This is a genomic window from Staphylococcus sp. GDX8P80P, assembly GCF_017893095.1.
GTDB classification, from domain to species: domain Bacteria; phylum Bacillota; class Bacilli; order Staphylococcales; family Staphylococcaceae; genus Staphylococcus; species Staphylococcus borealis.
Window position 1 is genome coordinate 1 of record NZ_JAESMI010000096.1, and the last position, 8,978, is coordinate 8,978.

Here is an 8,978-nt window from a genome sequence, read left to right on the forward strand (position 1 = left end):
TACTTGACTAATCGTAGGAATGGGAGTGGGACAGAATTCTTTTAAATTCGTCGTCCCACTCCCAACTTGCTTTGCTTGTAGAATTTCTTAGTGAAATTCTCTTTGTTAGGGCCCCGCCCGCAAGGATGACTAGAACTGAGAAAAGCTTGATTTAAGCGCCTTCTCAGTTCAGTTAGCTACTGCGAATTTGCAAAATAGCTTCATTATATTATTTATTTACACCCCTACTTTTATGACTGACTTATCTTGAGATATCTTGAGATATCATGAGATATCATGAGCCCATTGTTAATTGAAATCGATCAACTACTGTCAATGTTCGTAGTCGTTTCAGTCATTGATTATAATAATTGATTATCTTCTACATATTGTTCAAGTATTTGATGCATTTTATCGAACATCAATTCTAAACCATGAACAGTTGAGTCATGATATTCTTTTTTCTTTTGTTTATATTCTAATGTTGTTAAACGTCTTTCACGTTCGACTAATGACTGATAATAGAAGAACATTTGTGTACCGCCACTTTCACGTTCTTCAAATTCGACTTCAATAATATCTTCTTGATCACTTAATCCAGGCATACCAATTGTCATTTTAATATATTCGTTATTAACGAGTTCTTGATATGTACCTTGAATTATATTTTGACGCCCATTACGTGAATCCACAATTCGATATGAACCGCCTTCTTTCATATCTACATCAATAGATTTATTTGTACGTTGAGAAGTCATAAACCATTGTTTTAATAAATCTGCATCTGTCCAAGCTTGATATACTAATTCTGGTGAGTATTTCAATAAGCGTTCGATATGAATTTCAACATGTTCATTCTCTACATTATATTTTGCCACTTGTTTCACCTACTTTCACTCTTACTTCTATTTTAACGTATTTCAATACAGTTCCAAACTTTGAACTATTAAAATGTTTAATTATTTTAAATTTCTTAATAAAAAACAACCTACACAACTGAGCTGATTACTTAGGATTGCTGTTCGGCTTAGCTTTAACACGTGGATATCTTAATATAATAGCTAAAATGCCACAAATTCCTAGTAAAAAGGAATAAATGCAATACGGCATAACACTAAACGGAGATATACTTGCCACGCCAGCTGCTGCAATGACTTGTGGACTATAAGGTAAAAAACCTTGGAAACATCCCGCAAATATATCTAACAAACTTGCAGATTTACGCGGATCAACATCATATTCATCAGCAATATTTTTCGCAAGTGGCCCCGACATGATAATTGAAATTGTATTATTAGCTGTTGCAATATCTGCAGCACTCACTAATCCAGCAATACCAAATTCTGCGCCACGTTTCGTTTTAACTTTAGAACGAACAAAATTCAATAACCATTCAATGCCACCATTGTGTTGAATGATTCCAACTAAACCACCAATTAGCACTGCAATGATTGCAATATCCTCCATACCAATAATTCCTTCTGATACTGATTGTAATAATCCCTTCCAACCAAAAGAACCATCAAACAAGCCAATCAAACCAGATAATAATGTACCACCGATTAAAACGATGATTACATTCACACCAATCAGTGCTAAGGCTAATACCAATACGTAAGGAATGACTTTAATTAAATTGTAGTCATAGCTTTTAGAGTGATCTATTGAAATGCCATTAGTAAGGAAGAATAAGACAACGATTGTTAATAGTGCTCCTGGTAATACAATCCAAAAATTCACTTTAAATTTATCTTTCATTCGTGTCTTTTGCGTTCGAACGGCAGCTATTGTTGTATCAGAAATCATTGATAAATTATCGCCGAACATGGCACCACCTACAACCGTACCCATTGCTAACGCTGCTGGAATATCCGTTGCTTGAGCAAACCCAAAGCCAACAGGTGCTAATGCCGCAACGGTTCCTACTGAAGTACCCATTGAAATAGAAACAAACATACATATTACAAATAAACCAACGATAATTAAATTCTGCGGTATTAATGATAAACCTAAATTTACAGTTGATTCAACGCCACCCATTTTTTCAGTTGTGGTTGAAAAGGCACCGGCCAATATAAAGATAAAGACCATCAAAATAATGTTTGAATGACCTGCACCTCTTGTAAATACCTCAACTTTATTAGCGAATGTTTCTTTTCTATTCATAATTAAGGCAACGATAACAGTAATTGTGATTGCTACATTAAGGGGCATATTTGTAAAATCACCTGTAACTGCACCAACACCTAAAAACAAGGCAATAAATAATACTAGTGGCAGTAACGCCCATGCATTGCCTTTTCTTTGTTCTTCCATACTTAACCTACTTTCCTTATAAAAATAATTTTATTATTAAAGTTACAAGAATACTGTCATAACGTCAATAAAGTTTTATGGAAATTGCATATTTAAAATCATCGTTAATGACATGACATTAACGATTGGGTCGTTCAATTGTAAATTGCTCTCCTAATTTAGCGTAATCATTACCTGCTAAACGTGCAACAGGTTTGAGTTGATTTGCATTAATTTTACTGTCTTCAAAATATACATCGTCCTGTATATGATACTTAACAATTGTTCCAATAATTAAGTCGGCACCCTCATCTTCAGAGCCTAATAAAATCATTTGTTCAAGTTGACACTCAAATCTAATTTTGGCTTCTTTGATTGCTGGTACATCAATAATATCAGAAGTAATCATATGGAGTTCAGTCAAATCAAGTTCATTGTCTTCAGGTTGGATTGGCGCTGCAGTTTTATTAATTTCTTCAACATTATCTTCATCCGTAATATGAACAACAAATGATTTAACGTTTTCAATATTGATTGCGGTATCTTTGCGTTTTCCTGCTTTTCTTTGTGCGGAAATAGCAATCATAGGTGGCGCATTATTAACGATATTGAAAAAGCTAAATGGTGCGGCATTTAAACGCCCTTCGCTATCTGAAGATGTAACAAATGCGATAGGTCTTGGAATAATCGAACCACTTAATAATTTATAATTTTGAATATCTGTTAATTGCTTAGGATCAATGTGCTTCACGCTCTATCACTCCTACTCATTTCATTATAAAAACGCAAGAGTCTTATTCAAACCCTTGCGTTGGATTTACAATTTTATATTTAATTAATTTGAATACCACCAGTTACACCGAAGACTTGACCAGTTGTATAACTTGAGTCCTCAGAAGCAAGTAGGACGTATGTGCCAGCTAGCTCTACAGGTTGTCCTGCTCTACCTAGTGGTGTATCTTGACCAAATTGTGGTATCGCAGACTGTGGTTGACCTCCAGTGATTTGTAATGGAGACCAGAATGGACCAGGTGCAACGCAATTCACTCGAATCCCCTTCTCTCCTAATTGTTCAGAGAAGCTTTTCGTGAGTGAGATGATGGCTGCTTTTGATGCTGCATAGTCGTGAATAAGTGGATTGGGATTATAGCCTTGAACAGATGATGTTGTTGTTATAGATCCACCAGGTTGTAAATAATCTAATGCCTTTTGCACGGTCCAAAATACTGGATATACATTGGTTTCAAATGTTTCTTTAAACGATTGCGTATCAAATCCTTGTAATGTGTCATGATACTGTTGATGACCTGCTACTAATGTCACATTATCTAAACCACCTAGTTCATTATACGCTTGTTCAACTAAATCATAATTAAATTGTTCATCACGAACATCCCCAGGTATTAAGACAGCTTTACGTCCTGCCTTTTCAATAACGTCTTTAACTTCTTGCGCATCTTGTTCTTCACTTGGAAGGTAGTTAATGGCAACATCGGCGCCTTCTTTCGCATAAGCGATAGCAGCAGCACGTCCAATTGCTGAATCGCCTCCCGTTACCAACATTTTATAATCCAATAAACGATGATGCCCCTCATAGGAAGTTTCCCCACAATCAGGCTGTGGTGTTAAATTGGATTGAAGTCCTGGTAAATTTTGTTCTTGTTTTTCAAAATCAGATGACTTAAATTTAGTTCTTGGATCTTGTGCGCCCATTTTATTCAACTCCTAAAGCATGTTTAGTGTTTGTTTACCCGTTCTTTTTGATTTTTAAATCAATTATTGAAAAATATCACACAGTCACACACACCATATTTAAATTTCATCATTGGCGATGAATTAAATTAAATCGCTTCAAACAACTGATCAATGAGCGTTATAAAATATTCTGGGACTTTCTCAAGTATACGTTCATCTGGATCAAATTTCGGATGATGTAGATCGTATTTACTATTTGAACCAATAAATGCAAACACACCAGGATGATTAGCTAATAAACCAGAAAAATCTTCACCAATCGTATATGGATTCTCTAATTCAATGATGTTATAACCGACCTTTTTAGCGGCTTCTTTAGCATGTTGCGTTAAGTACGCATCATTGACTACCGTTCCTGGAAGTCTGGTATAAACAACCTCAATTTCTACATTAAATAATTGCTCTAACCCTTGGGCTATCTCATGAAATCGCTGTTCTATATAATTTTGAATCTCAGGTTTAAACGAACGCACTGTGCCTTGGACATAAGCTTGATCAGCAATTACATTCCATGTATTACCAGATGATACTTCTCCAATCGTCACTACCGCACTATCAAAAGCCGATATATTTCGACTTACAATCGTTTGTAGACTTGTAATTAATTGACCGAGTACCATAACTGGATCATTACCTTGTTCAGGTTTCGCAGCATGCGCACCTTTACCGTGAATTTTAAATTCAAAACGATCAACAGCGGACGTAATAGGACCAGCCTTAATTGCAAATTCTCCAATATCTAATGTTGGATAGTTATGGAATCCAAGAATAGCTTTGACATCATCTAAGACATCTGTCTCTGCAATTGCTTTAGCACCATAACCCGTTTCTTCTGCAGGTTGGAATATCAATTTCACACGACCTTTAAGTGTTTGCTCTTGTTCTTTTAATTTAGTGGCAATAGCTAAGATGCTAGCCATATGAATGTCGTGACCACACGCATGCATCACGCCTTCATTAGTTGAAGTGAATTCATGGTCAACTTGCTCTGTAATCGGTAACGCATCTATATCTGTACGTACAGCAATACATGGTTCTCCTTGACCAATTTCAGCTATGAGACCTGTTTCTAAAGGAAGGTCAATGATTTTAATATCATATGCTTGCAATATACGTTTTATACGTTTCGTCGTTTCGTATTCTTTCTGAGATACTTCAGGAAATTGATGAAATGTTCGTCTCCAATTGACATAGTCATTAAACGTTGTCATATCGATTGTCGTCCTTTCTTTTTGAAAATAAAGTGAATACCATAATAAATCAATGTCCCTATAACGACACCAATAGCTAAATTGTGAGACATTAAAATTAATATCATCGTTATCATCATAACGATGCCATGTGTAATTGGCGCTTCTCTCAAATGTTTAAATGTACGTCTATCAAACGTATTTAAGGATATCGTAATGAGTACCGATGCCAAAACTGCCATAGGAATTAATCCTACAATTGGGCCCAAAATGACAACACATGATAAAAGAAACATTCCAGTAATCAATGTCGCTAACCGTGTTGTGGCGCCCATTTTAAAATTAAACTTTGACTGACCTACTAAAGCGCTTGAACCATAGCCACCTAGAAATCCAACTAACACATTAGCTAACCCTTGACCCATCACTTCACGATCTTTATTCGATTCACTTTGCGTTATGGTGTCCATCATATCGTTAGTAAGATTGGTTTGAACGACAGAAATGATAGCCATGGTTAATGCATATAACAAGATAATACTAAGTGCATGTGCATTTAGTAATTCTGTATAAACAGAAGGCTTAGGGAGAGTAAGTCGAATTTGTGCTAAATCATGTACCAATTGAACATTGGGTTTAATTAAATAACTTACTACTGTTAATACGATGATGGCGATTAGTGGCGCCGGTATCAATCGTATCAATTTCGAGGATAAATAAATGATAAGAAATGTTGCAATTGCTACATAATACGTTGCAGTTGTAATGCCAAAGATATATTTTATTTGTGTCGTAAGTAGTAACATACCCAGGGCATTCATAAATCCTATAACCACAGTATCAGGAATATGATGGAGTATCTTATCTATACGACATAACCCAAAGATAATCAAAATGATGCCCATTACAATTGTTGACATAATTAAATAATGAACATTGTATTGTTCAACAAGTGGTGCACCTACAATAGAAATACCACTACTAGGACCAGATACCATACTAATCCGTTCTCCTAGCAAACTTATAAACAACATCATTAATCCACAACTCATCAACCCTACAGTAGGACTAATATGCACGATAAACGAGAAAGCTATAGATACTGGGAGTAATGCTAACCCCATTAAGATACCAGCCAAGATATTTTGTGCAACATCACCACGCCATTGTTGCTTATAGCTTAATCGTTTCATCACCAGTCACTCCCCTATTAGTTTATATCGTAACATAATTGTCAAACTTTTCTATCAATTTAAATTAGAAAAAGAGCGGGACGTTGAATTCTAGTTGAATTCAACGTCCCGCTCCCACATATATGAATAAATGGTTTATAAGCAATTGATACGTCATCGTTAACGGTATAGTCTTATCATTCACGTTAATTATTGATACTTATACTAAGAAATGATGAATTAAATTTGCTGCTAATTTAGATGTACGATCATCTACATCATAGTCAGGATTGGTCTCTGCAATACTAATGGAAGATACTTTTTCACTTAATATGATTCGTTTACTAATTTCAAATACTGAATGCGGATATAATCCCAATACACTTGGTGCACTAACGCCTGGCGCAAACGCACTATCAATCACATCCATACATATCGTAAACATAATCGTATCATGATCGTGAATAAATCGTTCTACTTTATCTTTAATGGTAGGTGATACTTGATGTAAGAGTTCATCCGCATACACATAGATAACATCGTTGTCTTTCGCATAATCATACAATGCGCGCGTATTACCACCTTGAGCTAATCCTAGTACTAAATAATCAGCCTTATCATCATTATCTAGTATTTCTCGAAACATCGTGCCAGATGTAGGTGGTTCATCAGGTCGTGTATCGAAATGCGCATCAATATTTATAATGCCAATTGAAGCATCTGGATAGACATCTCTTGTCGCTAAATATTGGGCATAGGCAATATCATGTCCACCACCAATGAGAAAGGCTTGCTGATGTTGTTGAATAACTTTAGCGGATAACTGTGCCATCTCCTGTTGCGTCTCTCTTAGACAGTCATTCGTATGTGAGACATTGCCATAGTCAACAAGCATATCACACTCACTTAAATCCGGAAGTTTCGCAAACTCACGTTTAATAGCGTCTGGTCCTTTTCTTGCTCCTACTCTACCCTTATTGTTCTCTACACCTTTATCAACCGCATATCCTAAGAAACCAACGCCTGTCTTCTCTCCTACATTTTCCATTTTTTCTAAATTAGCAAATTGTACTGTTTGAAAATGTCTAAACTGTTTGGGATCTGTGTCGCTATCTAAACGACCTGTCCAAAGTTGCGGATTACCTTGTGTATACATTTCATTGCCCCCTATTGATTTACTCTATACCATTATCTTACACCACAATGTAATGCATCGTTAATGTTACGTTATACTTTTGCTTACCCTTTTCAAATTAATTTAAGACATTAAAAATTGTTTTCAATCATATAAAAATAATTCAAGACTATTACATTTTAATGATATTTAAAATGGACAATTTATTTATACCCTTGTAATATGTATAATATTAAAGAAAGAGATTTTACGGTTACCCTAATGGAGGTTACATAAATGAAGACGAATCGTATATCAGGATTTCAATGGGCGTTAACAATATTCGTATTCTTCGTAGTTACGATGGCGCTATCATTAATCCTACGAGATTTCCAAGCAACAGTAGGTATCAAGCGTTTTGTATTTGATCTTACTGACCTTGCACCGTTTATCACAGCAGTTGTTTGTATTATTGCATTTAAAGATAAACGTGCTCAATTAGCTGGATTAAAATTTTCAGTTGATATCAGAGTTATTGAACGTATATTACTAGCACTGATTTTACCGCTAGTGATTTTCATGATTGGCATGTTTAGTTTTAATACTTTTGCCGATAGTTTCATTTTATTACAAGCAACTGATTTATCTGTATCAGTGCCAACAATCATTATCGGTCATCTTTTAATGGCATTTTTTGCGGAATTTGGATTCCGTTCATATTTACAAAATATTGTTGAAAATAAAGTGAATACATTTTTTGCTTCAATCATTGTTGGTTTAATTTATTCTGTTTGGGCAGCAAATACAACTTACGGAATGGAATATGCAGGATATCACTTCTTATATACATTCATGTTCTCAATGATTATCGGTGAATTAATTCGTGCAACAAAAGGGCGTACAATCTATATTGCAGTTGTATTCCATGCCGCAATGACATTTGCGCAAGTATTCTTATTTAGTGAAGAAACTGGTGACTTGTTCTCAATGAAAGTCATTGCTTTGAGTACAACATTAGTGGGTATTATCTTTATCATTTTAAGTTTAATCATTAGATTTATTGTATATAAAACAACAAATCGTTCACTAGATGAAGTCGAACCTAACAATTATTTAGATCATGTGAATGATGACGACATTACAGACTCAGATAGTGAAGATGTAGCTGATGACACAAGTGCTGACAAAGAAGACAACAAGACCACTCATCCTAACAGCGATGACAGTGTAAGTCACGCATCACAGTCTGAGACATCTTCAAGTAGTTCAGATGTAGAACTTAAAGAGAATACGGCTTATAAAGAAGAAAGACGTTCATCTGTTGTTGATGATGCCAAAGATGAAATCGACCATGTAAATGACACAGCGAATCATAAAACGGATAAGTAAAGCTTATACGCCTTGTGATTTCTTATAAAGACTCACAAGATATTTAAAAAGCCTAGGACATAATTAATATGATGGTGCTATTTT

8 protein-coding genes are annotated in these 8,978 nt (G+C 35.2%); 1 reads left to right on the forward strand and 7 read right to left on the reverse strand.

Annotation, left to right across the window (positions count from 1 at the left end):
- Positions 1-341 precede the first annotated feature (341 nt).
- From KA858_RS08845 to hutG, 7 genes are all read right to left on the reverse strand, one after another.
- Entirely contained in the window at positions 342-857 is a 516-nt protein-coding gene (locus tag KA858_RS08845) for an SRPBCC family protein (RefSeq protein WP_107629234.1), read from the reverse strand.
- Between the two features lie 127 nt (positions 858-984).
- Entirely contained in the window at positions 985-2,295 is a 1,311-nt protein-coding gene (locus KA858_RS08850) for a Na+/H+ antiporter NhaC family protein (protein WP_210135477.1), read from the reverse strand.
- 118 nt (positions 2,296-2,413) lie between these two features.
- Positions 2,414-3,025, reverse strand: a complete 612-nt coding sequence (locus KA858_RS08855; protein WP_210135478.1) for a flavin reductase family protein — start codon at positions 3,023-3,025, stop codon at positions 2,414-2,416.
- Positions 3,026-3,105: 80 nt separating this feature from the next.
- A complete protein-coding gene (locus tag KA858_RS08860; protein WP_210135479.1) occupies positions 3,106-3,987 on the reverse strand; it encodes an SDR family oxidoreductase in 882 nt (293 codons plus the stop codon).
- 128 nt (positions 3,988-4,115) lie between these two features.
- Positions 4,116-5,240 (reverse strand): amidohydrolase, encoded by a 1,125-nt coding sequence (locus KA858_RS08865; protein WP_210135480.1) that lies wholly within the window; start codon positions 5,238-5,240, stop codon positions 4,116-4,118.
- Complete coding sequence (locus KA858_RS08870) at positions 5,237-6,412, reverse strand: SulP family inorganic anion transporter (protein WP_210135481.1); 1,176 nt, start codon at positions 6,410-6,412, stop codon at positions 5,237-5,239. Before KA858_RS08870 ends, KA858_RS08865 begins: the two co-directional genes overlap by 4 nt.
- Positions 6,413-6,611: 199 nt before the next feature.
- Positions 6,612-7,547, reverse strand: coding sequence for a formimidoylglutamase (gene hutG / locus KA858_RS08875; RefSeq protein ID WP_070854612.1), 936 nt, complete (start codon positions 7,545-7,547; stop codon positions 6,612-6,614).
- Positions 7,548-7,802: 255 nt separating this feature from the next.
- On the opposite strand from hutG, the gene sdpC reads away from it, so the two are divergent.
- Complete coding sequence (gene sdpC, locus KA858_RS08880; RefSeq protein ID WP_210135482.1) at positions 7,803-8,894, forward strand: peptidoglycan release complex CPBP-like subunit SdpC; 1,092 nt, start codon at positions 7,803-7,805, stop codon at positions 8,892-8,894.
- Positions 8,895-8,978: the final 84 nt, after the last annotated feature.

What these genes read in the sequence shown, in the direction of transcription:
- KA858_RS08850 (WP_210135477.1), bottom strand. Translation starts at nt 2,295, where the DNA reads ATGGAAGAACAAAGAAAAGGCAATGCATGGGCGTTACTGCCACTAGTA.
- KA858_RS08860 (WP_210135479.1), bottom strand. Translation starts at nt 3,987, where the DNA reads ATGGGCGCACAAGATCCAAGAACTAAATTTAAGTCATCTGATTTTGAA.
- KA858_RS08865 (WP_210135480.1), bottom strand. Translation starts at nt 5,240, where the DNA reads ATGACAACGTTTAATGACTATGTCAATTGGAGACGAACATTTCATCAA.
- KA858_RS08870 (WP_210135481.1), bottom strand. Translation starts at nt 6,412, where the DNA reads ATGAAACGATTAAGCTATAAGCAACAATGGCGTGGTGATGTTGCACAA.
- hutG (WP_070854612.1), bottom strand. Translation starts at nt 7,547, where the DNA reads ATGTATACACAAGGTAATCCGCAACTTTGGACAGGTCGTTTAGATAGC.
- sdpC (WP_210135482.1), top strand. Translation starts at nt 7,803, where the DNA reads ATGAAGACGAATCGTATATCAGGATTTCAATGGGCGTTAACAATATTC.